The sequence below is a fragment of the Streptomyces sp. NPDC006197 genome, from assembly GCF_040613865.1.
GTDB lineage: Bacteria > Actinomycetota > Actinomycetes > Streptomycetales > Streptomycetaceae > Streptomyces.
In genome coordinates this window covers 23,336-50,160 of the sequence record NZ_JBEXSZ010000049.1, presented here as the reverse complement: position 1 = coordinate 50,160, position 26,825 = coordinate 23,336, and the positions used below count along the sequence as shown (strand labels likewise).

General features: G+C 74.5%; 21 protein-coding genes and 1 pseudogene. 11 read left to right on the top strand and 11 right to left on the bottom strand.

Annotated elements, in window-relative coordinates; all coding sequences use genetic code 11:
• Window positions 1-8: 8 nt before the first annotated feature.
• Entirely contained in the window at window positions 9-911 is a 903-nt protein-coding gene (dapA, locus tag ABZ318_RS17710; protein ID WP_356903376.1) for a 4-hydroxy-tetrahydrodipicolinate synthase, read from the bottom strand.
• 134 nt (window positions 912-1,045) lie between these two features.
• Between dapA and ABZ318_RS17705 the strand changes: the two genes are divergently transcribed.
• Entirely contained in the window at window positions 1,046-1,801 is a 756-nt protein-coding gene (locus ABZ318_RS17705; protein WP_356903375.1) for an SDR family NAD(P)-dependent oxidoreductase, read from the top strand.
• On the opposite strand, the gene ABZ318_RS17700 is transcribed toward ABZ318_RS17705, so the two are convergent.
• Window positions 1,798-2,241 (bottom strand): GNAT family N-acetyltransferase, encoded by a 444-nt coding sequence (locus ABZ318_RS17700; protein WP_356903374.1) that lies wholly within the window; start codon window positions 2,239-2,241, stop codon window positions 1,798-1,800. The two genes, ABZ318_RS17705 and ABZ318_RS17700, sit on opposite strands and share 4 nt — an antisense overlap.
• Window positions 2,242-2,389: 148 nt before the next feature.
• Between ABZ318_RS17700 and ABZ318_RS17695 the strand changes: the two genes are divergently transcribed.
• The gene (locus ABZ318_RS17695; RefSeq protein WP_356903373.1) at window positions 2,390-3,103 is read left to right on the top strand and encodes an antibiotic biosynthesis monooxygenase; all 714 of its coding nucleotides are present in this window, start codon (window positions 2,390-2,392) and stop codon (window positions 3,101-3,103) included.
• 12 nt (window positions 3,104-3,115) lie between these two features.
• Here the strand turns inward: ABZ318_RS17695 and ABZ318_RS17690 are convergent, their stop codons facing one another.
• Window positions 3,116-4,981 (bottom strand): endonuclease/exonuclease/phosphatase family protein, encoded by a 1,866-nt coding sequence (locus tag ABZ318_RS17690; RefSeq protein ID WP_356903372.1) that lies wholly within the window; start codon window positions 4,979-4,981, stop codon window positions 3,116-3,118.
• Between the two features lie 209 nt (window positions 4,982-5,190).
• Here ABZ318_RS17690 and ABZ318_RS17685 point away from each other — a divergent pair, with 209 nt between their 5' ends.
• From ABZ318_RS17685 to ABZ318_RS17670, 4 genes are all read left to right on the top strand, one after another.
• The gene (locus ABZ318_RS17685) at window positions 5,191-6,645 is read left to right on the top strand and encodes a hypothetical protein (protein WP_356903371.1); all 1,455 of its coding nucleotides are present in this window, start codon (window positions 5,191-5,193) and stop codon (window positions 6,643-6,645) included.
• A 279-nt stretch (window positions 6,646-6,924) separates the two neighbouring features.
• On the top strand, window positions 6,925-8,349 hold the full coding sequence (locus ABZ318_RS17680) for an alkaline phosphatase PhoX (RefSeq protein WP_356903370.1): 1,425 nt from the start codon (window positions 6,925-6,927) through the stop codon (window positions 8,347-8,349).
• A gap of 54 nt (window positions 8,350-8,403) precedes the next feature.
• Entirely contained in the window at window positions 8,404-9,105 is a 702-nt protein-coding gene (locus ABZ318_RS17675; protein ID WP_356903369.1) for a GntR family transcriptional regulator, read from the top strand.
• A gap of 53 nt (window positions 9,106-9,158) precedes the next feature.
• Window positions 9,159-10,175, top strand: a complete 1,017-nt coding sequence (locus ABZ318_RS17670) for a 1-aminocyclopropane-1-carboxylate deaminase (RefSeq protein WP_356903368.1) — start codon at window positions 9,159-9,161, stop codon at window positions 10,173-10,175.
• A 16-nt stretch (window positions 10,176-10,191) separates the two neighbouring features.
• On the opposite strand, the gene ABZ318_RS17665 is transcribed toward ABZ318_RS17670, so the two are convergent.
• Window positions 10,192-11,433 carry a TerD family protein gene (locus ABZ318_RS17665; protein WP_356903367.1) on the bottom strand — a complete coding sequence of 414 codons (1,242 nt, stop codon included), beginning with the start codon at window positions 11,431-11,433 and terminating at the stop codon, window positions 10,192-10,194.
• A 202-nt stretch (window positions 11,434-11,635) separates the two neighbouring features.
• Between ABZ318_RS17665 and ABZ318_RS17660 the strand changes: the two genes are divergently transcribed.
• Window positions 11,636-12,640: an AraC family transcriptional regulator gene (locus tag ABZ318_RS17660; RefSeq protein ID WP_356903366.1), complete on the top strand. Its 1,005-nt coding sequence runs from the start codon at window positions 11,636-11,638 to the stop codon at window positions 12,638-12,640.
• Window positions 12,641-12,928: 288 nt separating this feature from the next.
• Here ABZ318_RS17660 and ABZ318_RS17655 read toward each other — a convergent pair whose 3' ends face one another.
• Window positions 12,929-13,738, bottom strand: coding sequence for an NAD(P)-dependent oxidoreductase (locus ABZ318_RS17655; RefSeq protein WP_356903365.1), 810 nt, complete (start codon window positions 13,736-13,738; stop codon window positions 12,929-12,931).
• Window positions 13,739-13,953: 215 nt separating this feature from the next.
• Between ABZ318_RS17655 and ABZ318_RS17650 the strand changes: the two genes are divergently transcribed.
• Both ABZ318_RS17650 and ABZ318_RS17645 read left to right on the top strand, forming a co-directional pair.
• Window positions 13,954-14,886, top strand: a complete 933-nt coding sequence (locus ABZ318_RS17650) for a 5-dehydro-4-deoxyglucarate dehydratase (protein ID WP_356903364.1) — start codon at window positions 13,954-13,956, stop codon at window positions 14,884-14,886.
• Window positions 14,887-14,986: 100 nt separating this feature from the next.
• Complete coding sequence (locus ABZ318_RS17645) at window positions 14,987-16,120, top strand: hypothetical protein (RefSeq protein WP_356903363.1); 1,134 nt, start codon at window positions 14,987-14,989, stop codon at window positions 16,118-16,120.
• Window positions 16,121-16,196: 76 nt separating this feature from the next.
• Here ABZ318_RS17645 and ABZ318_RS17640 read toward each other — a convergent pair whose 3' ends face one another.
• Window positions 16,197-16,901, bottom strand: coding sequence for a GntR family transcriptional regulator (locus ABZ318_RS17640; RefSeq protein ID WP_356903362.1), 705 nt, complete (start codon window positions 16,899-16,901; stop codon window positions 16,197-16,199).
• Between the two features lie 199 nt (window positions 16,902-17,100).
• Here ABZ318_RS17640 and ABZ318_RS17635 point away from each other — a divergent pair, with 199 nt between their 5' ends.
• Window positions 17,101-18,357 (top strand): amidohydrolase, encoded by a 1,257-nt coding sequence (locus ABZ318_RS17635; RefSeq protein ID WP_356903361.1) that lies wholly within the window; start codon window positions 17,101-17,103, stop codon window positions 18,355-18,357.
• On the top strand, window positions 18,354-19,811 hold the full coding sequence (locus ABZ318_RS17630) for an APC family permease (RefSeq protein WP_356903360.1): 1,458 nt from the start codon (window positions 18,354-18,356) through the stop codon (window positions 19,809-19,811). The genes ABZ318_RS17635 and ABZ318_RS17630 overlap by 4 nt, the downstream gene beginning before the upstream one ends.
• A gap of 53 nt (window positions 19,812-19,864) precedes the next feature.
• On the opposite strand, the pseudogene ABZ318_RS17625 reads toward ABZ318_RS17630, so the two are convergent.
• The 5 genes and pseudogenes from ABZ318_RS17625 to ABZ318_RS17605 form a co-directional block, all read right to left on the bottom strand.
• Window positions 19,865-20,023, bottom strand: a pseudogene (locus tag ABZ318_RS17625) (cytosine deaminase); the annotation flags it as partial.
• Window positions 20,024-20,045: 22 nt separating this feature from the next.
• Window positions 20,046-22,838: a SpoIIE family protein phosphatase gene (locus ABZ318_RS17620; protein ID WP_356903359.1), complete on the bottom strand. Its 2,793-nt coding sequence runs from the start codon at window positions 22,836-22,838 to the stop codon at window positions 20,046-20,048.
• Window positions 22,835-24,913 (bottom strand): SpoIIE family protein phosphatase, encoded by a 2,079-nt coding sequence (locus ABZ318_RS17615; RefSeq protein ID WP_356903379.1) that lies wholly within the window; start codon window positions 24,911-24,913, stop codon window positions 22,835-22,837. The genes ABZ318_RS17620 and ABZ318_RS17615 overlap by 4 nt, the downstream gene beginning before the upstream one ends.
• A 135-nt stretch (window positions 24,914-25,048) precedes the next feature.
• Window positions 25,049-26,224 carry an MFS transporter gene (locus tag ABZ318_RS17610; RefSeq protein ID WP_356903358.1) on the bottom strand — a complete coding sequence of 392 codons (1,176 nt, stop codon included), beginning with the start codon at window positions 26,222-26,224 and terminating at the stop codon, window positions 25,049-25,051.
• Between the two features lie 136 nt (window positions 26,225-26,360).
• A complete protein-coding gene (locus ABZ318_RS17605) occupies window positions 26,361-26,744 on the bottom strand; it encodes a hypothetical protein (RefSeq protein ID WP_356903378.1) in 384 nt (127 codons plus the stop codon).
• Between the last annotated feature and the right edge of the window lie 81 nt (window positions 26,745-26,825).

Sequence of the window (26,825 nt, the reverse complement as noted above, 5' to 3'; positions counted from 1 at the left end):
CGGGGCTGCTACACCAGTGACTCCGCCCGGACCAGCGCCCCGTGCGCCGCGCGCAGCGCGTCGGCCGCCTCCCGGTCCGCGGGCCGCAGCGGTTCGCGCACCGGGCCGCCGAGGAGCGCCTTCGCGGTCACCGTGCCCGGCAGGCCCGAGGCCATCATCAGCTCGGTCAGCGGCAGGACCCCGGCGTTGAGCCGGGCCGCGCCCGCCGTGTCGCCCGCGTCGAAGGCGTCCAGGACCGCGCGCATCTGACGCGGCGCCACGTTCGCCACCGTACTGACGTAGCCGGCGCCGCCCACCGCGTACAGCGGCAGGTTCAGCTCCTCGCTCCCGGAGTAGTACGCGAGCCCCGTCTCCGCGATCAGCCGGGCCGAACCGAGCAGGTCGTACGAACAGTCCTTCACCGCCACGATCCGCGGGTGCCGGGCGAGCCGCCGCATCGTCGCGGGCTCGACCCGGGTGCCGGTGCGGCCGGGGATGTCGTAGACCATCACCGGCAGCCCGGTCGCGTCCGCGACCTTCAGGAAGTGCGCCTCGACGGCCGACTGCGGGGGACGGCTGTAGTACGGGGTGACGACGAGCAGCCCGTCCGCCCCCGCCTCCTCGGCCTGCCGGGCCAGCTCCACGGTGTGGCGGGTGTCGGCGGTGCCCACCCCCGTCAGGACCGACGGGCCGGGACCGACCGCCTCGCGGACGGCGCGGACGAGCGCGGCCTTCTCGGCGTCGGTGGTGGTCGGGGACTCGCCCGTCGTGCCGTTGAGGACCAGGCCGTCGCAGCCCTCCGCGACGAGCCGGACGGCGAGTTCCCCCGCCGCGTCGGGGTCGAGCGCGCCGGCGGCGGTGAACGGGGTGACCATCGCGCAGAGGGCACGCCCGAAGGGGCGTTCGGGGCTGGTTCCGGAAGGAGTGATCATTCCGGAAGTCTGGCCGCGCCCGACGGTGAAGGTCCACTTAGATCTGCTTGGTGCGAGAGATAAGAACCGCTGAAGAGTGGGGTCGTCTGGCATGATCGGCGGGCGCGACAGGGGGACATGGAGAAACGCACCGCATGAACTCGCACAACACCGCCGCCGAACAGCGCGTCGCACTCGTCACCGGATCGTCCTCGGGCATCGGCGCCGCCGTCGCCCGCCGCCTCGCCGAGGCCGGCTACCGGGTCGCGGTCAACTCCGCGCGCTCCGTCGAGGCCGGCGAACGCCTCGCCGCCGAACTGCCCGGCGCCGTCTACCTCCGGGCGGACGTCTCCGACGAGACCCAGGCCAAGGACCTCGTCGAGCGGACCGTGGAGGCCCTCGGCCGCCTCGACCTCCTCGTCAACTGCGCGGGCACCACCCGGTTCATCCCGCACGACGACCTCGAAGCCGCCTCGCCCGAGGTCTGGCGCCACCTCTACGACGTCAACGTCATCGGCGTCTGGCAGACCGTCACCGCCGCCGTCCCGCACCTGCGCAAGACCCGCGGCAGCGTCGTCACCGTCTCCTCCCAGGCCGGCGTCCGGCCCGGCGGCAGCTCCATCCCGTACGCCGTCTCCAAGGCCGCCGTCAACCACATGACGAAGCTCCTCGCCAAGACCCTCGGCCCCGAGGTCCGCGTCAACGCCGTCGCGCCCGGCCTCATCGACACCCCCTGGTTCGACGGCGTCGAGGGCGCCGACGCCGCCAAGGAGCATGTGGCCGGGGTCGTCCCGCTGCGCCGGGTCGGCCGCCCCGAGGACATCGCCGGCGCCGTCTTCGACCTGGCCCACGCCTCGTACATCACCGGGGAGGTCCTCCTCGTCGACGGCGGCGGGCACCTGCTGGGTTAGAGCGCCAGTTTGAAGCCGTCGTGGCTGCGCGCGAAGCCCAGCGAGGCGTAGAAGCGGTGGGCGTCCTCCCGCTTCTTGTCGCTGGTCAGCTGGACGAGCGCGCAGCCGCGCTCCTTCGCCCGCGCCACGGCCCGCTCCATCAGCTCCCGGCCTAGCCCTCCGCCGCGCCGGTCGGCCCTGATCCGGACCGCCTCGATCAGGGCCCGCTCGGCGCCGCCCCTGCCGAGCCCCGGGATGTACGTGGCCTGGAGGCAGCCCAGGACGAGGTCGCCGTCCACCAGGACCAGCATCTCGTTGCGCGGATCGCCCTCGATGTCCGCGAAGGCCCGCTCGTACGCGTCGGTGACGGCGACCGAGGCGGGGTCCACGACCCTGTCCTCGTCGGCGAGGAGGGCGAGGACGGCGGGCAGTTCGGCGCGGGTGGCGGGGCGGAGGATCATGGCGCGAAGTCTCCCACGGCGAAGCCCCTTGACCTCAACCACGGTTGAGGGAGGAGGGTCGAGTCATCCGCACCGAGCGGGTCGTCCGCACCTTGCGGGTCGTCCGCACCTTGCGGGTCGTCCGCACCGACCAGGAGGAGACACCCCCGTGAACGCCGTCGCCCGCCCCGATGCCCGTCCCGACCTCCACCGCCCCGGAGTCGGCGCCGTCCTCGTCAGCACCTGGAGGGTCGGCACCCCCGAGCGCCAGCGCGCCGCCGTCGAGGCCATCCGGACGGCCTGGGAGAGCCGCGAGTGGCCGGACCTCGGCCTCCTCTCGTACAGCGTCTTCATCGGGACCGACGGGGACACGCTGCTGCACTACTCGCAGTGGACCGAGCAGCAGGCCTATGACGACTTCGTGCGCACCTACCGCGACGACCGGAACGCCGAGATCGACGCCGCCGTGCCCGGCATCGAGCGGGTGGAACTCCGCCGCTACGGGCCGATCCACCGTTCCGCCGTCCGCGGCGCGACGGGCACGGGGGAGCTGCCCGGCGTCGTCGTGGTCGCCGAGGCCGACTTCGACGGGGCCGGCGCGGGGCACCGGGAGGAGTGGGTGGACGCCGTCCTCACCGCCCTGGACGAGGACGCGGCCACGCGGCCGGGGTCCGGCGGGATCGGCGCCCACTTCCATCTGACCGTCGAGGGCGACCGGGTCCTGAACTACGCCGAGTGGGAGAGCGAGCGGGCCCATGAGGAGTGGTCGGCGGACGACGCCCGGCTGAGCGAGGCCTGGAAGCGGGTCCACCACCACCCCGGGCTGGTGGGGAGCCGGGTGCGGCGGTACACGCCCGCGCTCAGTCTGAGCGCGGGCGTGTGACGGGCCGGGCCGTCAGGGGCGGAAGCGCAGGACCTGCGGGTCGTGGTCGCTGTCCTGGTCGGCGAACTCGGCGTTGATGTGCACGCTGTCGTACTCGAAGTGGTGCACGCCCGGGCTGGTCAGGATCTGGTCGAGGACCTGGCTGTTGCCCTGGTAGACGTACGAGTAGCGCTCGCTGAGCGGCAGCGACTTCACGGCCGGGTACAGCGCGCCGCCGTCGGTCAGCGCCTGCGTCGTCCCGGAGAACTCGAAGTCGTTGATGTCGCCCACCACGAGCACGTCGGCCTGCTTGTCGAGCGCGACGATGTCCTTCACGAAGGCGTTGACGGCCTGCGCCTGGAGCAGTCGCTTCGCGTCGGAGGAACGGTTCGGCGGCTGGTGGTGCGAGACGATGGACTCGTCGCCGCCCTTCGAGCCGAAGTGGTTGGCGATCACGAAGACCGTGCGGCCGCGGAAGACGAACTCGCCCGCGAGCGGCTTGCGGCTGGCCTCCCAGGCGGCGTTCGCCGGGTCGATGCGGCCGGGGGAGAGGGTCAGCGCGGCGCGGCCCTTGGTGCCCGTGACGGCGGTGGCGGTGGTCGCGTCGCCGCCCGCGCGGTCCGTGAAGGAGACCCGCTCGGGGTTGAAGAGGAAGACCTGACGGATGTTGCCGCCGGGCTCGCCGCCGTCCTTGCCGTCCACCGGGTCGATCGAGCGCCACTCGTACGCCGGGCCGCCGGCCGCCACGATCGCCTCGGTGAACTTCTTCACCGTCGCGTCGGCGGCGACCGTGCCGTCGTTCTTGGCGCCGTTGTTGTCCTGGATCTCCTCCAGGGCGACGATGTCGGGCGAGGCGAGGTTCTCGACGACCGCCTTCGCGAGCGCGTCGAACTTCTCCTGCGGGTCGCTCGGGTCGAGGTTCTCGACGTTGTACGTCGCCACGGCCAGCTCGTTCTTGTGCTGCTTGTCCGTGGTCTCGCGCTCCAGGCCCCCGTCGACGACCGTGCCGAGGGTGCGGGCGGTCAGCGTGTAGCCGCCGAACTGGTTGAAGTCGAGCGGGCCCTCGGTGGTGCCGGTCAGCCGGTCGCCCACGTTCGCCTTGGGGAAGGGCTGCTGGGCCAGCGGCGTCAGCGACTGGATCTGGAGCCGGCCGGTGTTCTGGGACTCGTACGAGCCGTAGACCGTGCCGCCGCGCAGGTTGGGGCTCTCCCAGGGCTTCACCGTCACCCAGAGCTCCGCGTACGGGTCGGTGGCGCCGACCACCCGCGAGGAGTCGATCCGGACGTTGGTGCCCTCCAGGGACTCGTAGTAGTCCAGGGCGTACGTCTCGGGGTCCAGGGTCAGGCCGTTGATCGAGCCGCCCGCGGCCGGGTCGCCCTCGGGGGCGTACGCGTCGGGGACCGACCAGCCGGAGATCGTCACCGGGGCCGGGACCGGGTTGCCCTTCGAGACGACCTTGACGACCGGCTTCGAGATCTGGGTCAGCGACTGGTTGCCCGAGTTCAGGCCTCCGGGGACGTACTCGGTGACCGTGCCGCTCAGGCTGACCGCGTCGCCGACGGCGACGGTCGGGACGGAGCTCGTGAAGACGAAGATGCCCTCGCTGGTGGCCGGATCCGCGTCGGCCTCCGGGTCCTGGATCCAGAATCCACGCGAGCCGTAGGTGCGGACGCCGGTGACGATGCCCGTGACGCCGGCGACCTGCTTGCCGACGAGGGGGGAGACGCGCGTCGTGCCCTGGATGTCGTGGACGCGGACGCCGGCGGCGGCGCCGTCCGCGGTGGCCTCCGCGGTGGTGACGTCCGCGGCGGCGCTCGACGGACCCGCGAGCAGACCGGCGGCGAGGGCGGAGGCGACGACGGCGGAGACCGCGGCGAATCTCGGTATGGACGAAGACATCAGAGGCTCCGAGGGTGCTTGGAGGATCGGCAGATGAATCTACGCGCGTCAATCTCTTGTGAGAGCCCCGCACTTGTCAAGAGTCGACGGGTGTACGAAGGCTGACGGATCCGTGAACCGGCGGACGGGGTCCCGGATGCGTCTACCCTGAGGACGCTCGATGAGCCCCTTCCGCCTTCACCCACGCACGCGTCGAGGAGACCCCCCAGATGTCAGCGGACCACCCCACCCTCCCCCCCGTTCGGCTGCCTGCGGACGCGGAGCTGGCGCGGGACGCCCTGGCCGCCCCCCTCCTCGCCCAGGCGGTACGGCTCGCCCGCTGGGCCGGGCCCGGGACCCGGGTCGACGCGGGCGGCGAGCTCGTCGACGAGCAGCTCCCCGAGGCCGCCGAGGTCCTGGGCCTCGCCGACGACGAGGACGGCGAGACCTGGGCCGGCGACGCCTGGCGGCTCGCCGTCGACACCGGTCTCGTCGCCGTCGAGGACGGCGAGGAGGGTGAGGACGCCGACCTCCCCGGCCGGGCCGGCCCCGGCGAGAACCTCGCGCTGGTCACGGGCGGTTCGCCCCAGGACGTCCTCGGACTCTGGCTGGACGGCTTCGACGCCGTCTTCGCCGACGCCGTCGCGCCCGTCCTCGACGACCTGGACGCGATCCTCGGCGAGGACGGCGAGATCGACGTCGAGGCGCTCGACTGGGACCCCGAGGCCGAGGCCGAGTTCCTGGAGGGGGTTCTCGGCAACCTCTACCTGCTGACCGTCAGCGAGGGCGGAGCCGGCGAGGGCCCCGTCCCGCTGCCCGCGCTCGCCGCGTCGATGGTCGTCCCGCACGACATGGGCGAGCCCACCGACGACGTCCTGGAGCAGGTCTCGGACGCGATGATGCGGCTCGACGAGCAGTTCCGGCTGCTCGAACCGATCGGACTCGTCGAGTACCAGCCCGTCGACGAGGCCCTCATGGCCGAGGAGGGCGAGGAGCCCGCGCCGCCCGTCGACGACGAGGACGTCACCCGCTACGGCATGGTCCGGCTCACCCCGCTCGGCCTCTACGGCGTCCGGGCCCGGATGCTGGAGGCCGGCGTGGACGCGCCCGCCGTCGGAGACCTGACGGAAAAGGGCGCCGACGCGCTCCTCGACGGGATCGCCGGCTACCCGGAGGCCGCGGCCCGCGAGGAGACCGCCGCGTGGCTGGCCGGCCGCGACGCGCTCGGCGCGGCCCGCGAACTGCTGCACGCCGCCCGGGGTTCCGACGCCGGATCCCCGCTCCGCCGCCTCCACTGCCAGCAGACGCTCTCCCTCGTGGGCGCCGAGGCGGAGCCCGCCGTCCGGGAGGTCCTGGACGACGCCGAACTCGGCGGCCTCGCCCGGGTCTGGCTCGCCGAGCACGGCGCGACGGACGTGCCCGCGCCGCCGGAGTCGATGGTCTTCTGGCTGGCGATCGACACGATCGCGGCCCAGCTCTCCTCGGACGGCGACCTCCAGGAGCTCCAGGAGCTGATCGAGGGCCTGACCGGCCGCCACAGCGGCTTCTTCGAGGCGGCCTGGAGGGTGGAGCACCCCGCCACCGCCGAGGTCCTGGAGGCGATGGGCCGCCTGCACCGTGACAAGACGGCGGCGAAGGACGCCCGCAAGGCCGCCTTCAAGGCTCGCTCCCGCTCGGGCTCCTGACGCGGGGCCGCGCCCGGGGCGCCCCACGGGGGCGTCCCGCGGGGATGGCCGGGAGCGGCCGTCCGGGGAACGGCGCCTCGGGGAACGGCGCCTCGGGAGGGCGGCCTCGGGAAGCCGCTCGGAGGTGCCGGGGCGGGGCGCCCGGAGGGGCTCGGGCTGACCCGGTGCGGCGGTTCCGGGGCGGCGCCCGGTGGTGTTCCCGTGGTGTTCAGGCGGTGTTCGCGGGGGCGCGGGAGGGTGGCCCGCGAGATCCGGCCATCACAGGGAGACCCCACCACCATGCCGCTCAACCGCAGAGAGTTCACCAAGCAGTCCGCCGTCGCCGGCGCGGGCCTCGCCCTCACCGGAGTCGTCGGGGCTCTCGCCACCGCGCCCGAGGCGCTCGCGTCCGACGAGCCGGAGGCGTACGGAGCCGGCCACGGTCACGGGCGGACGCTGGGGTACGGCCCGCTGGTCGCCGACCCCGACGGGATGCTCGCCCTGCCCGAGGGCTTCTCGTACCGCGTCGTCACCCACAGCGGCGTGACGCGCCTGGAGTCCGGCGAGTTCACGCCCTCCAACCACGACGGCACCGCCGCCTTCGCCGGGCCGCGCGGCACCACGTACCTCGTCAACAACCACGAGCTCAAGGGCCCCCGCAACAAGTGGGAGCACCCCGTCCCGCTCGCCGAGGGTCTCGTCTACGACCCGGCCGCGGCCGGCGGCTGCACGGTCGTCGAGGTGCACCGCGACGGCACCGTCGCCGAGTGGGTCGGCGTCGCCGGCACCTCCACCAACTGCGCGGGCGGCCGCACCGCCTGGGGCACCTGGCTGACCGGCGAGGAGACCGAGGACCTGGCCGGCAAGAACGGCATGACCAAGGACCACGGCTACGTCTTCGAGGTCGACCCGCACGACCGCCGGGCCAACCTCGCCCCGAAGCCGATCAAGGCCTTCGGCCGCTACGCCCACGAGGCCGTCGTCGTCGACCCCAAGCGCGGCCACGCCTACCTGACCGAGGACGCCTCCGGCCCCAACGGGCTGCTCTTCCGCTGGGTCCCGCCGCAGGGCTTCGAGCACGGCCGCGGGAAGCTCCGCGCCCTCGCCGACGACGCCGGTGCGCTCCAGGCCTTCAAGTGCGTCGACTCCTCCGGCCGCTTCGTGGACGACCTGTCCCGCGCCACCCGGATCGGCACCGTCTACGGCGTCGACTGGGTCGACGTCCCCGACCGCGACGCCCGCACCACCCCCGTCCGCAAGCAGTTCACGGACGGCCAGGTCACCCGCGCCCGCAAGCTGGAGGGCATGTGGTGGGCCGACGGCGGCGCCTACGTCGTCTCCTCCTACGCGCGCGAGGAGAGCCCCGGCGCCGCGCACGACGGTCAGGTCTGGTTCTACGACCCGAAGCGCCGCACCCTCACCCTCAAGGTGCTGCTCGGCGTGAACGCGGCCCCGGACGAGGACGGCGCCTTCGACGGCCCCGACAACATCACCGTCTCCCCGTACGGCGGGCTCGTCATCGCCGAGGACGGCGAGGGCGTCCAGCACCTCTTCGGCGCGACCGACTCGGGCCGCACCTACCCCATCGCCCGCAACGACCTCAACGACAGCGAGTTCACCGGCGTCGTCTTCTCGCCCGACGGTGAGACGCTGTTCGCCAACATCCAGACTCCGGGCATCATGGTGGCGATCACCGGTCCCTGGCGCCGTCAGCCCCGCCGCTGAGACCGGAACTGATCTCTGGTCAGCCCCATGGACTGACATCTAACATGTCAGTCCATGGACGCACTGCGGCCCGTGGGCCGGACCCTGCTGCGTGACCGGGCGTACGAGGCGCTGCGCGAGGCCATCGTCCGCGGCGACCTCGCGCCCGGCGCCCCGCTGAAGGACGCCGATCTCGCCGAGCGGCTCGGGCTCTCGCGCGCACCCGTGCGCGAGGCCCTGGCCCGGCTCGGCGACGAGGGGCTCGTCGAGTCCAAGCCGCAGAGCTACACCCGGGTCACCCGGCCGGTCAGCCGGGTCGTCCGGGACGCCGCCTCGGTGGTGCGGGTGATGCACGAGCTCGCCGCCAGGACCGGGGTGCCGCTGCTCGGCCCCGAGGGCATCCGGACCATGCGCGAGGCCAACGAGCGCTTCGCGGCGGCCGTCCGCACCTCCGACGTGGAGGCGGCCCTGGACGCCGACGACGAGCTCCACCAGGTCCTCGTCGTCGCCAGCGGCAACCACGCGGCCGCCGCCACGATCGCGCGGTACACCCCCCTGATCCGCCGCGTCGAGCGGCGTCTCTTCGGCGACTCCGGGAGCTGCGGATCGGCCGAGCTGCACGCCCGGCTCATCGAGGCGTGCGCGGCGGGGGACGCGGAGGAGGCGGTGCGGGTCACCACGGAGATCTGGGCCGCGCTCGAACAGCTGGCGGACGACGCCATCGAGGTGGCCGAGGTGACCGGCATCCCCGCGCCCACGGAGTCCTCGGCTCCGTAGGGCCTGAGCGCGTCCAGGACCGTCGACCGTCGTCGCATTCACCGGGAGCCGCTTTGCCGATCACCGACTTCGACCGCTACCCGCTCCTCTTCGGGCCCTCCCCGGTCCACCCCCTCGAACGGCTGACGCACCACCTCGGCGGAGCCGCCCTCTGGGCCAAGCGCGAGGACTGCAACTCCGGCGTGGCGTACGGCGGGAACAAGACCCGCAAGCTGGAGTACCTGGTCGCCGACGCGCTTGCCCAGGGCTGCGACACGCTCGTCTCCATCGGCGGGGTCCAGTCCAACCACACCCGCCAGGTCGCCGCCGTCGCCGCCCGCGCCGGCCTCAAGTGCGTCCTCGTCCAGGAGAGCTGGGTCGACTGGCCCGACTCCGTCTACGACAAGGTCGGGAACATCCTGATCAGCCGCCTCGCGGGCGCGGACGTGCGCCTGGTGAAGGCCGGCTTCGGCATCGGCTTCAAGGAGAGCTGGGAGCAGGCCCTGCGCGAGGTCGAGGAGGGCGGCGGGAAGCCGTACGCGATCCCGGCGGGCGCCTCCGACCACCGCCTCGGCGGCCTCGGCTTCGCGAACTGGGCCTACGAGGTGGCCGGGCAGGAGCGCGAGCTCGGCGTCTTCTTCGACACGGTCGTCGTCTGCTCGGTGACCGGCTCCACCCAGGCCGGCATGGTCGCGGGCTTCGCCGCGCTCGCCGAGGAGGGCGGCCCGGCCCGGCGGATCATCGGGATCGACGCCTCCGCGAAGCCCGTCCCGACGCACGAGCAGATCACCCGGATCGCCCGGAGCACCGCCGCCCTCATCGGCGTCGAGCGCGAGGTGACGGCGGCCGACGTCGAACTGGACGAGCGCTACCACGCCGGGGTGTACGGCGTCCCGGACGAGACCACCCTCGACGCGATGCGGCTCGCCGCCCGCACCGAGGGCATGGTCACCGACCCCGTCTACGAGGGGAAGTCGATGGCGGGTCTGGTCGACCTGGTGGACCGGGGAGAGATCGGCCGGGACTCGACCGTGCTCTACGCCCACCTCGGCGGCCAGCCCGCCCTCAACGCCTACAGCGCGCTGTTCTGAGAGGCGTTCCGGCCGCTCAGAGCGCCTGGGCGGCCGGCTTCACCATGCCCCGGACGGTCCGCGACTTCACGAACTCGCCCATCGCCGTCATCTCCCACTCGCCGGAGAACTGCTTGATCAGCTTGGCCATCATCACGCCGGTCTGCGGCTCGGCGGTGGTGAGGTCGAAGCGGACCAGCTCCTCGCCCGTCGTCCCGTCGAGGAGCCGGCAGTAGGCCTTGGCGACCTCGGTGAACTTCTGGCCCGAGAAGGAGTTGACCGTGAAGACCAGGCCGGTGGCGTCGGCCGGGAGGCGGCCGAGGTCGACGGTGATCACCTCGTCGTCGCCCGCGCCCTCGCCGGTGAGGTTGTCGCCGGAGTGCTTGACCGAGCCGTTCAGGATGGACAGCTTGCCGAAGTAGCAGCTGTCCAGGTGGTTGCGCTGCGGGCCGTACGCGATGACGGAGGCGTCCAGGTCGATGTCCTTGCCCCGGTAGGCGGGCTCCCAGCCGAGGCCCATCCTGACCTGGGAGAGCAGCGGGCGGCCGCCCTTGACCAGGGACACCGTCTGGTTTTTCTGGAGGCTGACCCGGCCCTTGTCGAGGTTGATCTTGCCGGTGGAGGCGGAGGCGGCCGGGGGAGCGGCCGGGGCCGGCGGGACCGGGGCCGCGATGCGCGGGTCCACCGGCGCGGCGGGCGGCGCGGGCGGCACCGGCGGGGCCACGGGGGCCGCGGCGACGGGTGCCGGGGCGGCGGGGGCAGGGGCGGCGGCGGGCTCGTCGTCCACCGAGACGCCGAAGTCGGTCGCGATGCCGGCCAGCCCGTTCGCGTACCCCTGGCCCACCGCGCGGGCCTTCCAGGCGCCGCCCCGCAGATAGATCTCGACGACCACCAGCGCCGTCTCCGTGGCCAGCCGCGGCGGCGTGAACGTGGCGATCACGGCGCCGTCGTCCGCGTTGCGGATGGTGGCCGTCGGCTCGATGCCCTGGAAGGTCTGGCCCGCGGCGTCCGGGCTCGCCGTGACGACGATCCTCTCGATGCCGGCCGGGAGGGCGCCGGTGTCCACCAGGATGGCGTCGGGCGCGGTCCCGCCGCCGGAGCGGTAGGTGACACCGGGCCCGGCCGGCTGGTTGTAGAAGATGAAGTCGTCGTCCGAGCGCACCTTGCCGTTGGCGCCGAGCAGCAGGCCCGAGACGTCGAGCCGCACGGGGGCGGCCACGTCCACCGCCACGCGCGCGGCGGTGAGAGGGATGTTCGAGCCGGGGGTCATAGCGGTCATGCCAGGGGTAACGATCCGGCCCCCTTTGCCGTTCCCTTACCGGCGGCGGGTTCGGCCACCCTGGTTACGCGGGCGGGGTTCCCGGCGGGTGAGGGCGACGGAGCCGTCGCGGCGCCGCTCGTAGGCGAATCCACGGGGTCGTGGCATGCCGGGCATCCCGCTGTTCCCGGTCAGATCCGTCATATGAATATTCTTTCGGTCCATGGGAGCTGTGGGGGCCGCGGGCGGCGCGGGGGCGACGGGCGGGAGCTCGTTCCGGACGGAGGACGTGGACGAGGCACGGGAGGAGCTCGACGCGCGCTACTACGCGAACCGCATGGCCGTCGTCGACGGGGAGCGGCGCCCCTTCGCGGCCCGCTTCGACACCGTGTCGCTCGGCCCGCTGGTCATCGGCGACCTCAGCTGCGGCGCCGATGTGCGGATGAGCTTCGGCGAGCTCGGCGCGTACCACCTCAACGCGCCGCTGAGCGGGACGATGGAGATGCGCCAGGGCGGCAGCTCCCGGATCGTCGCGACGCCCGCCGAGGCGCTGCTCCTCGACCCGGCCGGGGACACCTTCCTCGACCGCTGGAGCGGGGACTGCCGGACCCTGTCCGTGAAGATCGGCGCGGCCGAACTGCGCGACCGGCTCGAACAGCTGACGGGCCGGCCGCCGCGCGGGCCGCTCGTCTTCGCGCCCCGCCTGGACATCACCCGCGGCCCCGGCCTGAGCTGGGTGCGCTTCGCCCGCCAGGTCGCCGCCGAGGCGCTCGCCGGAGAGGGGCTCGCCACGCACGAACTGGTCGCCAGACCCCTGCAGGAGGCGTTGCTGAACGGCCTGCTGCTGGCCGCCGAGCACCCGTGGCGGGAGGTGCTCGCCCACCCGGCGGAGACGCGGCGGCCGGCCCCCGTCAAGCGCGCCATGGACGCGGTGCGGGAGCGCCCCGAGCACCCCTTCACGACCACCGAACTCGCCGCCCTGGCCCGGGTGAGCGTGCGGCGCCTCCAGGAGTCCTTCCGGGAGTACGTGGGGATGTCACCGATGGCGTACGTGCGGGAGGTCCGGCTCGACCGGGTCCGCGAGGAGCTGCGGGCGGCCGCACCCGACGAGGTGAGCGTGAGCGAGGTGGCCTGGCGCTGGGGCTTCACCCATCAGGGCCGGTTCGCGGCCCGCTACCGGGAGAGGTTCGGCGAGACGCCGTCCCGGACGCTCCGCGCGGGTCGCTGAGCGGGAAGGGGCGCGTCCACGCGCGCGCGTGCTCCCGGTGCACCGGCCCGCCGCGCAATCCGGACAGGTGTCGCGTTCCGCGGCTCGCGATGATCTTCGACCGGGCCTACGGTGAGCTGGTCAGGTGCGTCGGCGCACCGACGCCCGGGTCCCGGCCGGTCTCCCCCGTATCAGTCCGGCCGGGCCCCGTGCGACCCCTGGGCGGTGCGGCTGGGGCCGCGTGACCCTGCTCGGCGCGACCGGGCCCGCGTGCCTCCGCTCGGCGCGACCGGGCCCGCGTGCCCCTGGTCAGTGCGGCCAGCGGGGCGGGTCCGCGCAGAAGTGGCCGCCCACGTAGAGGTCGTCGGGGCTGCCCTCGGCCGGGAGGCCCTTCTCGGCGAGGACCTTCTCTGCGTAGGCCTCCGAGTCGTCCTCCGGCGCGTAGCCGAGCGCCCGGGCCGTGGAGAGGTCCCACCACGCGCGCGTGTTGGCGGACGAGCCGTACGCGACCGTGTGGGCCACGTCCCCGGCGCTGAGCGCCGCGTGCAGGAGACGGGCGCAGTCGGCGGGGCTGAGCCACATCGAGAGCATCCGTACCGAGGTGGGCTCCGGGAAGCAGGAGCCGATGCGCAGGGAGACGGTCTCGATCCCGTGCAGGTCCCAGTAGAGCTGGGCCAGGTCCTCGCCGAAGCACTTGGAGAGGCCGTAGAAGGTGTCGGGCCGGTGCGGGGTGTCGACCGGGACCGGCGGCTCGCCCTCGCGCGGGCGCCGGGTGAAGCCGACCGCGTGGTTGCTGGAGGCGAAGACCACGCGCCGGACGCCCTCCTCGCGGGCGGCCTCGTAGAGGTTGTACGTCCCGGCGATGTTGGCGGCCATGATCTTCTCGAAGTCGGCCTCCAGGGAGATGCCCGCCAGGTGCACGATCGCGTCGACGCCCCGGACCGCCTCGCGCAGCGCCGCGCGGTCCGCGAGGTCGGCGACGATCGCGTCCGGCGCCTCCGGCACGGGGGCGACGTCCAGGAGGCGGAGCTCGTAGCCGTACGGGGGCAGCAGCTCCCGCATCAGCGTGCCGACGCCCCCGGCGGCGCCGGTGAGCAGGACGGTGCGGGGTGCGGTCATGGAGCGGGTCTCCTCCGTCGAGTGGCATTCACGTGAGCGGCATTCACAACCGTGGACACGCTAGGGAGGCGTCCGACGAGGCGTCAAGATCCTTGGCCGAGCCGCACAATCGCCTTGACCAGCCGATCGGCGCTGCTCTAGCGTGCGTCAGGTCAGCGTTCATGCATATGGATGAAAGTCATGACTGTGCACGACGGACTTCCCTGGGAGCGCCCGTGACCACTGCCCCGCTCGCCGGCCGCCTCGACGGCCTGCTGTTCTTCCCCGTCACCGCCTTCGCACCCGACGGCTCCGTCGACCTCGCCGCCTTCCGCGCCCACGTCCGCGCCGGAGTCGACGCCGGCGCCGCGGCCGTGTTCGCCTGCTGCGGCACCGGCGAGTTCCACGCCCTCACCCCCGAGGAGTTCCGGGACTGCGTCGCCGCCGCCGTCGAGGAGGCCGCCGGCCGCGTCCCCGTCGTCGCCGGCGCCGGCTACGGCACCGCGCTCGCCGTCCAGTACGCGCGCCTCGCCGAGGAGGCCGGCGCCGACGGGCTCCTCGCCATGCCCCCCTACCTCGTCGTCCCCGACCAGGCCGGGCTGCTCCGCCACTACACCGAACTCGCCGCCGCCACCCCGCTCGACGTCATCGTCTACCAGCGGGACAACGCGGTCCTCACCCCCGACACCGCCGTCGCCCTCGCCCGCACCGACGGCGTCATCGGCCTCAAGGACGGCCTCGGCGACCTCGGCCTCATGCAGCGGATCGTCAGCGCCGTCCGCTCCGAGGGCCTCGACCTGCTCTACTTCAACGGCCTGCCGACCGCCGAACTCACCGGCGCCGCCTACCGGGGCATCGGCGTCACCCTCTACTCCTCCGCCGTCTTCTGCTTCGCCCCCGACCTCGCCCTCGCCTACCACCGCGCCCTCGCCGCCGGCGACGACGCCACCCTGAACCTGCTCGTCGACGGCTTCTACCGGCCCCTCGTCGAACTCCGCGCCCAGGGCCGGGGATACGCCGTCTCGCTCGTCAAGGCGGCCGTACGCAGGGGCGGACTGGACGTGGGCGAGGTACGCCCGCCGCTGAGCGAACCCGCGCCCGAGCACGTCGACGCGCTCATGCTGCTCGTCGAGCGCGGCCGGGCCCTTCTCAAGGAGGCCGGGGCGTGAGGAGCGGAGTTTCCCCGAGGAGGTCGGCGCACGCGGGCCGGAGCGCTTCCCGAGGAGGTCGGCGCGTGGGAGCCGAGACCTTCTTCGAGGAGGCCGGCGCATGAGGGCCGGAGCCTTCCTCTACCCCTGGGACGTCGACGGCGACCCCGCCGCCCCCGGGCTCCTCGCCGAGCTCGGCCTCGCGCAGGTCACCCTCGCCGCCGCCTACCACTCCACCCGGGCGCTGAGCCCCCGTCACCCCGCCCACCGGATCGTCACCGCCGAACACGCCGCCGTGCTCTACCCGCCGGACCCCGGCCGCTGGGCGGGCCGCGCACTCCGCCCGTACCCCGCGGGGGAGTGGGCGCCCGGCGACGCCTACGGACGGGCCGCCGAGGCCCTCGCCGCGAGCGGCCTGGACGTGCACAGCTGGGTCGTCCTCGCCCACAACTCCCGCCTCGGCGCCGAACATCCCGGGACCTCCGTCGTCAACGCCCACGGCGACCGCTACCCGTGGGCCCCCTGCATCGCCCGCCCCGAGGTCCGCGCCCTCCTCGTCGACCTCGCCGCCGAGGCCGCCGTCCGGCCCGGCGCGACCGGCACGGAACTGGAGTCCTGCGGCTGGTACGGCCTCGCCCATCTGCACGCCCACGACAAGACCGCCGGGATAGCCCTGGGGGAGCGCGAGCAGCTCCTGATGTCGCTCTGCTTCTGCCCCTCCTGCCGCGAGGGGTACGGGGACGAGGGCGCCGACCCCGACGAGCTGGCCGCCGCCGTCCGCGCCGCCCTGGCGCCCGTCTGGGCCGGCGCGGGACCGGCGGGCGGGCTCGGCGCCCTGGAGGCCCCCGCCCTCGCCTGGCGCGCGCGGACCGCCCGTACCCTCCAGGAGGCCGCCGTCGCCGCCGTCCGCGCCGCCGCCCCGCCCGGCTTCCGCGTCCTGCTGCACGCCGACCCCGACCCGTACCGCTGCGGCGCCGACGCCGGCACGGACCCGGCCCATGTCCTGGGCCTCGCGGACGGCGTCGTCGCCCGCCCGCCGAAGCTCGCCGATTTCGCGGAGCACGCCCGCCCGGGGACCGTCCTGGCCGCCAACCTCTCCGTCGTCGGCGGCATGGGCGGCGCCCCCGAGCACCTGGCCCGGGACGCCGAGCACGCGCGCGAGGCGGGCGCGACCGAACTGCGCCTCTACCACGCCGGACTGGCCTCGGACGAGGACCTGGCCGCCGTCCGGACGGCGCTGCGGAAGCTGGGCTAGGGCCTGTCGTCACGTTTTTGTCGCCCGAAGGGCGGCCCAGGGCCTATCCGGCCCTGATCCGCCGGACAGGCCCTGGTCAGGCCGGGTCCGCGGCGTCCGGCAGCGCCGCGAGGAGGCGCTGCGCCGAGGCGCGGGTGTCGGCGACGTGGGCGCGGGCCAGGGCCTCCGCGCCGTCCTCGTCACGGTCGCGGACCGCCTCGTAGAGCCGCTCGTGCGCCCCGCACATCGGCTCGCCGTCCGCCTGCGCCGAGGTGAGCCGGAAGAGGCGGCGCAGCCGGGAGTCGAGCGGGGCCATCAGGTCCACCAGGAGCGGGTTCCCGGAGAGTTCGACGATGTGGCGGTGGAAGTCGGCGTTGAGCGAGACGGCCTCGCGCAGCCGCCCGGACTCCGCCGCCCTCCGCGCCCGCGCCAGGAGCCGCTCCAGGTCCCGCCGGCCGGCGGGGGTCGCGTGCCGGGCGGCGAGCCGCGCGGCCAGGCCCTCCAGGTTCTCCCGTACGTCGAAGAGGTACTCGGCGTCCCGCGGGCCGAACTCCGCCACCACCGAGCCCCGGCGCGGCTGCACCGAGAGGAAGCCCTCCGACTCCAGGCGCTGCATCGCCTCGCGCACCGGCACCCGGGAGACCCTCAGCTCGTCGGCGATCTCCCGCTCCACGAGCCGCAGCCCCGCCGGGTAGTCGCCCTCGATGATCCGCTCGCGCAGCTCCACGTACACCCGCTCCCGCAGGGACGGATGGGTGTCCCCGATGGCGGTGCTGCGGGCGGCGGGGCGGGGGGTGGTCATCGGGAGGGCTCCAGTCGGGAGGTGCGGAGACGGTGCTTCCCCGATCTTCGCAGACCGGTCCGGGAAGGTCCCGAAGTGAGGGGCCGCACACCATTGCCTGGTATTCGGTATACCAGCTACCTTGGCGCCGCACCGCGATCACCAGGGGCATCGCGGCGCACGCCCCTGCGAACCGTACGCACTTCGCGAAGGAGACACCATGAGCGAGGCCTCCGCCCCGCCCAGGCCCACCGCCCTCCTCGGGGCCACCCTCCCCGACGGCCGCACCGCCGACGTCCACCTCCGGGAGGGCCGGGTGAGCGCCGTCGAGACGCACGTCCCGGACCGCCCCACCCCGCCCGGCGCGCTCCACCTCGGCGGCGCGCTGCTGCTGCCCGCCCTCGTCGACGGCCACGCCCACCTCGACAAGACCCTCCTCGGCGCCCCCTGGCGCCCGCACCGGGCCACCGCCACGCTGCGGGAGCAGATCACCGCCGAGCGCGACTCCCGCCGCACCGAGGAGGTGCCCGTCGCCGAGCGGGCCGCCGCCCTCGCCCGCCGCATGGTCTCCCTCGGCACCGGACACGTCCGCTCCCACGTCGACGTCGACCCCGACACCGGCCTCGACCACCTGCACGCCCTCCTCGACGTCCGCGAGAAGTTCCGCGACCGGCTAGGCATCCAGCTAGTCGCCTTCCCGCAGTCCGGGGTCGTCACCGCACCCGGCGTCGCCGAACTCCTCGACGCCGCACTCGCCGACGGCGCCGACCTCGTCGGCGGCCTCGACCCCGTGGGCTTCGACGGCGACGCCGCCGGCCAGCTCGACACCGTCTTCGGCCTCGCCGAGCGCCACGGCAAGGGCATCGACCTGCACCTCCACGACGGCGGCGAGACCGGCACCGCCCAGCTGCGGGACATCGCCGCCCGCACCGCCGCCCTCGGCCTCGGCGGCCGGGTCGCCGTCAGCCACGCCTACGCCCTCGGCGACGTCGACGACCCCGAACTCGACCGCACCGCCACCGCCCTCGCCGCCGCCGGGGTGGCGATCATGACCAACGGCCCGAGCGGCTCCGTCCCGCCCGTCCTCCGGCTGCGCGAGCACGGCGTCCGGGTCTTCGCGGGCTCCGACAACATCCGCGACACCTGGTGGCCCTACGGCACCGCCGACATGCTCGAACGCGCCACGATCATCGGCCTCAGGACCGGTCTCACGACCGACCCGGAACTGTCCGTCGCCGCCTCCCTCGTCACCGGCGAGGCCGCCGCCGCGCTCGGCCTCACCGACCACGGCCTCACCCCCGGCGCCCGCGCCGACCTCGTCGCCGTCGCCGCCGGGTCCGTCCCCGAGGCCGTCGCCGCCCACCCCCGCCGGCTCCTCGTGCTCCACGCGGGCCTGGTCGTCGGCCCCTTCGCCGACGACACCTACCCCGTGCTCGTCCCGCCGTCGCCCGCCCCGTCCGTCGGAGGAACCGCGTGAGCACCGACACCACCACCCCCGTGAGAGAACCGGCCGGGAAGCTCGCCGCCGGGCGGATCGGCACCTTCGACCTCGTCTTCTTCGTCGTGGCCGCCGCCGCGCCGCTCACCGTCCTCGCCGGCGTCGCCCCCTTCGCCATCGGTATCGGCGGCCCCGGCGCCCCGCTCGCCTACCTCGTCTCCGGCGCCCTGCTGGCCCTCTTCGCCGCCGGGTTCACCGCGATGAGCCTGCACGTCCGCAACGCCGGGGCCTTCTACGCGTACGTCGCCCGAGGCCTCGGCCGCACCCTCGGCGTCGGCACCGCCTACGTCGCCGTCGTCTCGTACAACCTCGTCACCCCCGGAGTCGCCGCCGCCTTCGGCTACTTCGCCGCCGGATCGGTCCGCGACGCCACCGGCGCCGACGTGCCCTGGTGGCTGCTCTCCGGGCTCTGCGTCCTCGCCGTCGGCGTGCTCGGCCGGCTGAAGGTCACGCTCAGCGCCAAGGTCCTCGGCGTCGCCCTGGTCCTGGAGGTCCTCTCGCTCGTCGTCATGGACGGCGGCATCCTCGGTGAGCGCGGCACCGCCGCCCTCGACACCGCGTCCTTCGCGCCCTCCACCCTCGCCGCGGGCGGCGTCGCGGGCATGTTCGTCCTGGTCATCGGCGCCTTCACCGGCTTCGAGGCCACCGCGATCTTCGCCGAGGAGGTGCGCGAGCCGCGCAGGACCGTGCCCCGCGCCACCTTCATCGCGATCGGCTTCCTCGCCGTCTTCTACTCCCTCGGCTGCTGGCTGATCATGGGAGCCTTCGGCACCGACGAGGCCGTGGAGCTGGCCCGCGCGGCCGACGGACCCGAACTCACCTTCAAGGCCGCCGAACTGTACGCGGGACCCTGGCTGGCGGACGCCATGCACGGCCTCGTCATCGTCAGCGCCTTCGCCGCCACGCTCGCCTTCCACAACGCCGGAGCCCGCTACCTGTACGCCCTCGGCCGCGAGGGCCTGCTGCTCCGCCGCCTCGGCGCGGTCTCCGGGAAGCACGGCTCGCCCGGCGGGGCCGTCGTCGCCCAGACCGGCTTCAACCTGGCCGTCGTCGGCGCCGGAGCGCTCCTCGCCGCCGACCCGTACGGCGAGGTCTTCCTGTGGACCAACAGCGTCGGCGTCCTCGGCATCATGGGCATGCAGGCCCTCGCCGCGCTCGCCGTCCGGGCCTACTTCCGGCGCGACCGGATGGGCTTCTCGGCCGCCCGGGTCGTCTGGGCACCGCTCGTCTCCTGCGCCGGCCTCGCCCTGCTCACCGTCCTGGCCGTGGTCCACTTCGACCTGCTCACCGGCCGCACCGGCGCCGTGAACACGGCCCTCCTGGTGCCGCTTCCGGCGGTCCTCGCGGCCGGTCTGCTCGTGGCCCTGCGCATCCGGCGCACCGACCCCGAGCGGTACGCCTCGCTCACGACGGTGGACGTGGACCGGGACTGAGCCGAGGGGCGGGTACGGGTGCCCGCGCGGGCCCGTACCCGCGGCCGTACGCCTCAGACCAGGCGGCTGTCCCGCGCCACCACCCGGCCCGCGCGGACCACCAGGTCACGGCGGGGCAGGTCCACCACCGCCTGCGGCAGGCACTCGCCGTCGCCGAGCATGAAGCCGGCGGGGGAGCCGGGACGGAGGCCGGACTTCGGGAGGCCCAGGAGGTCCCCGCCGGCCTGCTGCCGCTCACCAGGCCAGGTCCTCCAGCGCGTCCAGGTCCGGGACGGTCATCGCGACCGGTTCCGAGCCGTCCGCGCCCACCCTCAGCTCCGCCCAGATCGTCTTGCCGCGCCGGGCGTACCGGGTGCCCCAGCGTTCCGCGTACTGGGCGACCAGATACAGCCCGCGCCCGCCCTCGTCCGTCGTCGCCGCGTGCCGCAGGTGCGGCGAGGTGCTGCTGCCGTCCGAGACCTCGCAGATCAGCGTCCGGTCGTGGAGGAGCCGTACGCGTACCGGATCGGCCCCGTACCGCACCGCGTTCGTGATCAGCTCGCTGAGGATCAGCTCCGCCGTGAACGCCAGCCCGTCGAGCCCCCACTCCGACAGCTTCGCCGCCGCCGCGTTCCGCACCGGCGACACCGCGGACGGGTCCCGGGGCACCTCCCACTCGGCGATCCGGTCCCGGGCGAGCAGCCGGGTCTCCGCCACGAGCAGCGCGATGTCGTCCCGCTGCGTCGGCGAGAGGAGCGTCGCGAGCACGTCCGCGCAGACCTGCTCCGGGCTCCGGTCCGGCCGGGCGAGCGTCGTCCGCAGCAGCCCCAGCCCCGTGTCCAGGTCCCGCTCGTGGTCCTCCAGGAGCCCGTCCGTGAACAGCACCAGCTTGCTGCCCTCCGGCAGCCACAGCTCCGTCGACTCGAAGGGCACGTCGCCCAGGCCGAGCCCCAGCGGCAGCCCCGGCGACAGCTCGGGGAACTCGACCCGCCCGTCGGGAGCGACGAGCGCCGGACCGGGATGGCCCGCGCTCGCCACCGTGCAGAGCCCGGACGCCGGGTCGTAGATCGCGTACAGACAGGTCGCGCCGGTGATGCCCTCGTCCCGCCGCCGAACCTCGCCGCCCGTGCCCTCCCCGTCCCCGTTCTCGATCCGGCCCGTCAGCTCGTCGAGGTGGCCGAGCAGCTCGTCCGGCGGCACGTCCAGGGTCGAGAAGTTGTGCACGGCCGTCCGCAGCCGCCCCATGGTCGCCGCCGCGTGCAGCCCGTGCCCCACCACGTCCCCCACCACGAGCGCCACCCGCGCCCCCGGCAGCGGGATCACGTCGAACCAGTCGCCGCCCACCCCGGCCTTCGCCGGCAGGTACCGGTACGCCACCTCCACCGCGCTCTGGTCCGGCAGCACCCGGGGCAGCAGGCTCCGCTGCAGCGTCACCGCCATCGCGTGCTCCCGCGTGAACCGGCGCGCGTTGTCGATCGCGACCGCCGCCCGCGCCGCCAGCTCCTCCGCGAACGACAGGTCGTCCTCCCCGAACGGCTCCGGGGTGTCCGCCCGCCAGAAGTTGGCCATCCCGAGGACCACCCCGCGGGCGAGCAGCGGCACCGTGAGCAGCGAATGCATCCCGTACGCCAGGGCCTGCGCCGCCCCCTCCGGGTCCTGCGCCCGCCAGCCCTCCGCCGCCGCCAGCTCCGGCTCCACCACCGCGTGCCTCGCGTGCAGCGCCTTCGCCATCGGGGTGCTGGGGACGTCGAAGTGGACCGTGTCCCCGACCGCCTGGAGCGGCTGGTCCGGCCGCAGCCCGCTCAGCGCCGTCCGCCGCATCTCCGTGGACGCCGCCGCGGCCCCCGGGGGCTCCTCCCCGCGCAGCACCGGTTCGAGCAGCTCCACCGTCGCGAAGTCCGCGAACCGGGGCACCGCCACCTCCGCCAGCTCCTCCGCCGTCCGTACGACCTCCAGCGTCGTCCCGATCCGCACCCCCGCCTCGTACAGCAGCTGCAGACGGCCGCGGGCCACCGCCGCCCGACCGGTCACGGCCGCCAGCTCGGTGGTGTCCCGCATCGTCATCACGCTGCCCGACTTGGCGCCGTCCGTGAGCGTGGGCCGCACGCTCACCGCAAGGAGACGGTCGCCCGCCCGGTGCACCTCGTCCGTCGCCGACCGCCCCGACTCCAGGAGCTCGACCGTCCGCGGATCGAGGCCGAGCTCCGAGACCGGCAGCCGCTCCGCCTCCGCCGAGAGGCCGAGCAGCCGGCGCGCCTCGTCGTTGGCGAGCAGCAGCCGGTGGTCGGCGCCCACGATCAGGACCCCTTCCCGGACCGCGTGCAGCACCGCCTCGTGGTGCTCCTTCATCCGGGTCATCTCCGCCGGCCCCAGACCGTGCGTCTGCCGCCGCAGCCGCCGGCTCACCAGGGCCGCCCCGCCCACGGCCGCCACGAGGGCGCCGCCCGCCGCGCCGATGAGCAGCGGCAGCCGCTCCTGCACCGAGTGCGAGATGCTCTCCACCTCGATGCCGCTGCTGACCAGGCCGACGATCCGGCCCTTCTCGTCCACCACCGGGACCACGGCCCGCACGGCGTCGTTGGGCGCGCCCCGGAACAGCTCCGTGTACGACTCGCCGTCCACCGTCGCCCGCGAGAGGTCCCCGGTCGCCTTCTTGCCGATCAGCTCCGGCTGCGAGTCGGTGTAGCGCACCCCGGAGGGGCTCAGGACCGCGATGAAGTCCACGCCCGTGGCCCGCCGGGTCGCCTCCGCCCGGCTCTGCAGCTGAGCCGTCGGATCGGGCGAGGTCAGCGCCGTGTCGATGCCGGGCGCGTGGGCGAAGGCCTCCGCGACCGCGAGCGAGCGGATCCGGGCGTCCCGCTCGGTGTCCCGCCGCTCCTGGTGGAACGTCACGAACGCCGCCACCGCGATCACCAGGAGCGCGATCAGCGCCTCCAGGGCGAACACCTGCCCGGCGACGCTCCGCAGCCCCGTGCCGGGGCCCCTGCCCCGCCCCTTCTCCCGCGCGTGGACCCGCCCCCGCCCCCTGTCCCGGTACCGGGCCGTCATCCCGTGCTCCTGGCGATCAGGAGCGCCACGTCGTCCGGCGCGCCCGGCCGGCGCAGCGCCCGCAGGAGCCGGTCGCAGGTCTCCTCCAGCGGCCCGCGGTCCTCGTCGAGGAGGCGTACGAGCAGGTCGAGCCGCTCGTCGATCGCCTCGTGACGGGTCTCGATCAGACCGTCCGTGTAGAGCACCAGACGGTCCCCGGGCCGGAACGGCACCCGGGCCGTGCGGAAGGTGCCGCCGCCGACGCCCAGGGGCACCCCCGTGGAGAGCCGCACCAGCTCGGCCGGGCCGTCCGCCGGGACCCGGACGGGCGGCAGGTGGCCCGCGTTCGCGATCCGGCACCGCTGCCGCACCGGGTCGTGCACGGCGAAGAGACAGGTCGCGATGTAGTGCTCCAGGCCCGCCGTGATCCGGTCCAGATGCCGCAGGACCTGCGCCGGGGACAGATCGAGGTCCGCGAACGCGCAGGTCGCGGTCCGCAGCCGGCCCATCGTCGCCGCCGCGTCGATCCCGCTGCCCATCACGTCCCCGACGACGAGCGCCGTCTTGTCGTCGGGCAGCGCGATCACGTCGTACCAGTCGCCGCCGACCTCGCTCGACGCGTGCGCCGGCTGGTAGCGGGCGGCGACCTCCAGGCCCGTCCGCGCCGGAGGCGCCCCCGGCAGCAGGCTCCGCTGGAGCGTCACCGCCGAGTTCCGCACGCTCTGGTACCAGCGGGCGTTGTCGATGCTGACGGCCGCGCGGGCCGCCAGCTCCGTCGCGAGCAGGACGTCGTCCCCGTCGAAGGGCAGCGCGTTGCGGTCCCGCTTGAGGTCCAGCGCGCCCAGCACCTCGCCGCGCGCGATCAGCGGCACCGCCAGATACGAGTGGACCCCCGCCCGCGCCAGCAGCTCCGCGGCCTCGGGGCTCCGCGCGATCCGCGACAGGTCGCCGGGGCCCACGTGCTCCACCAGGACCGGCAGACCGGTGTGCACGCACCGGGTGACCAGCCGGTCCGCCCCGTACATCGCGACCTCCCCCGGCGGGTCCGCCGCCGGCAGGGCCTCCGTGCGGCTCCCGGCCTTCACCGCGAGCGCGCGGAACAGCTCGGGCCCCTCCTCGGGCGCGCCGGGCCTGCGCAGCGCCAGGACGGAGTCGAGGACGTCGACCGCGGCGATGTCCGCGAGCTCCGGCACCACCACCGAGGCCAGCTCGTCGGCCGTCCGTTCCACCTCCAGGGTGGTGCCCACCCGCGCCGAGGCGTCCGCGATGAGCGCGAGCCGCCGCCGGGACCGGTCGGCGTCCGCGTCCGCGCGGTGCCGCTCGGTCACGTCGATCACCGAGGCCGCGACCCCCTGGACGCGACCGTCCGCCCCCTCCAGGCGGTAGAAGGAGAGGGACCAGGTGTGCTCCTGTTCCGGGTCCGCCGGGGTCCGGCCCACCACCGAGTGGTCCAGGAGGGGCGTCCCCGTCGCCAGTACCGTGCGCAGCGCCGCCTCCATGGCCTCGGCGTCGACCTGCGGGAGCATGTCGCCGATCCGCCGACCGAGGTGTGCCGCGGCCGGAACGCCGTTGATCCGTTCCAGGGCCGGGTTCACCAGGACGTAGCGCAGCTCGGTGTCGAGGACGGCGAGGCCGATCGGCGACTGGGACACCAGCCGGTCGGAGAGCGCCAGCTCGGTCTCGATCCGCTCGACGGCGGCGCCGTCGGCGGCGATCCCCAGCGCGTACATGTCGCCCAGGTCGTCGGTGAGCCGCATGTTGCGGAACTCCACCCGACGGACGGAGCCGTCCTTGTGCCGTACGGGGAAGGTGCCCGCCCAGGCCGTGCCGCCGCGCAGCACCTCGCCGAAGAGGCGCATCGCCTCCTCCCGGTGCTCCTCGCCGACGATCAGCCGGGCCACGTAGCGGCCGAGGGCCTCGTCGGCGCGGAACCCGAAGAGGTTCTCCGCCTGCGGGCTCCACAGCACGATCCGGCCCTGGGCGTCCACGACGACCGCCGCGACCCCGAGCACGTCGAGGAGCCCCTTGCCGTCCAGGGGCACACCGACCCGCCCTGTCGTCCCCGTCCCCGTACCCGGGAAGGAACCGGCCGTCACACTGCCCTCCTCCCGCCGCGCCGTGCTTGTCTCCATGCTCCACGTCCCCTGGCCGCGCCGCACCGCGAGGCTGCTCGCACCACCGGTCGCGGGCAGCCGCTCCACGGGTGCGGTGCCCACCCCCGCGGAGGCCATTCACCCCACCGCTCCGACACCCCCCGCGGCACGGCCCCCCGCCGCGAGCCCGAGGGCCCAGGCCGCCCCCGCCACCGCGACCAACGGGAGCAGGACCTGGACGTCCGTCAGCGCGACCAGGCCCGCTCCCAGCGCGATGGCCAGCGCGTTCGGGGCCATGACCAGGGTGTTCGAGGTCGCCGCCAGGCGGCCCACCGCCTCCGCCGGGGCCTCCCGCTGGACGGCCGTCATCACCGCGACCAGGACCCACGGCAGGCCGATCCCGATCACCGCGCTCGCCGCCAGAGCCGTCGTCTCGTACGGCAGCGCCCCCCGTACGCCCACCGCCACCGCGAACAGCGCGAGCCCCGCGGCGGCGAGGGTCCGCTCGGGAATCCGGCGCAGCAGGGGGCCCGTGACCAGGCCCGCGAGGACCGAGCCCGCGCCCTGGACCGCGTACAGCACTCCGGCGTACGCGGGCGCGTGCCCGAGCCCCTCGTCCACGACGGCGTAGATCGCGGCTCCGTTCACCCCGGCGAGCAGCATGGTGAACGCGCCGGTCGCCACCAGCGGCCGCAGCACCCGCGAGGCCCGAAGGAGTCGCACCCCCTCGGCCGTCTCGCGCCACCAGCTCCGGGACTCCGGCCGGGCGGGCCGCGGCTCCCGGACGGGCATCAGCGCGAACACGCCCGCCGCGACCGCGAAGCTCGCCGCGTCCAGGAGGGCGACGGGCCCGCCCCCGTACCGGGCGAAGAGGCCCGCCGCGACCAGCGGGGCGATCAGCTTCATGGACTCGTTCGCCGTCATCCGCAGCCCGTTGAACGTGCCGAGCCGCCCCTCGTCGACGACGACCGCCACCAGCGCCTGCTCCGCCGCCTCGTGGACGGCGCCCTGCGCCCCGTACAGCACGAGGACCGCGAAGAGCAGCCACACCCGGTCCGCCGACCCCACCCACAGCAGGAGCGGCAGCAGGGCCGCCATCGCCAGGTTCAGGACGACCAGGAGCGGCCTGCGCCGCACCCGGTCGGCGAGCGTGCCGAGCAGCGGCCCGGCGAGCACGGGCGCCCAGAGGGCGAAGGCGGCCAGTGCCGCCAGACTGTCCGAGCCCGTGAGGGACTTGACCCAGATCCCGGAGACCAGCCACATCGCCGTCGTACCGAATCCGGACACGACGACACCTGTCAGATACCAGCGCATGGGCGAAGGCTGTCGTCTGAGGCGGGCCGACCGGATCGGTCAGTTGCCCTAGACCGTTTCCCCGGAGACGGCGCGCAGTGCCCTACGCGCCGCCGCGCCGAGCTCGCCCCAGGCGCTGTCGTCGATGCCGTCCGGCTCATCCATGCGCGCCCGCCCGCTTCTCGTACCGCAGCGCGGCCCCCGTCACCACCGCGCCGAGTCCCTCCCACAGGCCCACGCCGACGAAGCCGGCCGGGGCGCGGCCGGTGAGGACCGCGAGGGTGAAGACGGCGCAGGTCAGGAGCCGGAAGGGGACCGTCCACCGGAAGAACGGCTTCCAGTCGGCGAGGGCGGCCAGCACGTAGTACACGCCCATGTTCAGCGCGGCCATCGAGGAGGCCGTCAGGAAGACCAGGGTGTGGTCCCCGGCCGCACGCCCGCCCTCGGGCACCGGCTCGAAGCCCATGACGGTGAGGAGGACGTCCGGGGCGACCAGGCCCACCACCCCCAGGACGGCGGCGAGGACGCCGAAGACCGCCATGGTCCAGCCGGACGGGGAACGGGGCAGGCGCACGGCGGTCCTCCGAGTGCAAGGTCGGTGATTCGAAAGCATGCTCGGCTG

Coding starts and splice junctions, on each gene's coding strand:
- ABZ318_RS17635 (WP_356903361.1), top strand. CDS start 17,101: ATGAGCGAGGCCTCCGCCCCGCCCAGGCCCACCGCCCTCCTCGGGGCC.
- ABZ318_RS17685 (WP_356903371.1), top strand. CDS start 5,191: ATGTCAGCGGACCACCCCACCCTCCCCCCCGTTCGGCTGCCTGCGGAC.
- dapA (WP_356903376.1), bottom strand. CDS start 911: ATGATCACTCCTTCCGGAACCAGCCCCGAACGCCCCTTCGGGCGTGCC.
- ABZ318_RS17700 (WP_356903374.1), bottom strand. CDS start 2,241: ATGATCCTCCGCCCCGCCACCCGCGCCGAACTGCCCGCCGTCCTCGCC.
- ABZ318_RS17705 (WP_356903375.1), top strand. CDS start 1,046: ATGAACTCGCACAACACCGCCGCCGAACAGCGCGTCGCACTCGTCACC.
- ABZ318_RS17610 (WP_356903358.1), bottom strand. CDS start 26,224: ATGCGCTGGTATCTGACAGGTGTCGTCGTGTCCGGATTCGGTACGACG.
- ABZ318_RS17660 (WP_356903366.1), top strand. CDS start 11,636: ATGGGAGCTGTGGGGGCCGCGGGCGGCGCGGGGGCGACGGGCGGGAGC.
- ABZ318_RS17665 (WP_356903367.1), bottom strand. CDS start 11,433: ATGACCGCTATGACCCCCGGCTCGAACATCCCTCTCACCGCCGCGCGC.
- ABZ318_RS17620 (WP_356903359.1), bottom strand. CDS start 22,838: ATGACGGCCCGGTACCGGGACAGGGGGCGGGGGCGGGTCCACGCGCGG.
- ABZ318_RS17640 (WP_356903362.1), bottom strand. CDS start 16,901: ATGACCACCCCCCGCCCCGCCGCCCGCAGCACCGCCATCGGGGACACC.
- ABZ318_RS17675 (WP_356903369.1), top strand. CDS start 8,404: ATGGACGCACTGCGGCCCGTGGGCCGGACCCTGCTGCGTGACCGGGCG.
- ABZ318_RS17645 (WP_356903363.1), top strand. CDS start 14,987: ATGAGGGCCGGAGCCTTCCTCTACCCCTGGGACGTCGACGGCGACCCC.
- ABZ318_RS17680 (WP_356903370.1), top strand. CDS start 6,925: ATGCCGCTCAACCGCAGAGAGTTCACCAAGCAGTCCGCCGTCGCCGGC.
- ABZ318_RS17690 (WP_356903372.1), bottom strand. CDS start 4,981: ATGTCTTCGTCCATACCGAGATTCGCCGCGGTCTCCGCCGTCGTCGCC.
- ABZ318_RS17655 (WP_356903365.1), bottom strand. CDS start 13,738: ATGACCGCACCCCGCACCGTCCTGCTCACCGGCGCCGCCGGGGGCGTC.
- ABZ318_RS17605 (WP_356903378.1), bottom strand. CDS start 26,744: ATGGCGGTCTTCGGCGTCCTCGCCGCCGTCCTGGGGGTGGTGGGCCTG.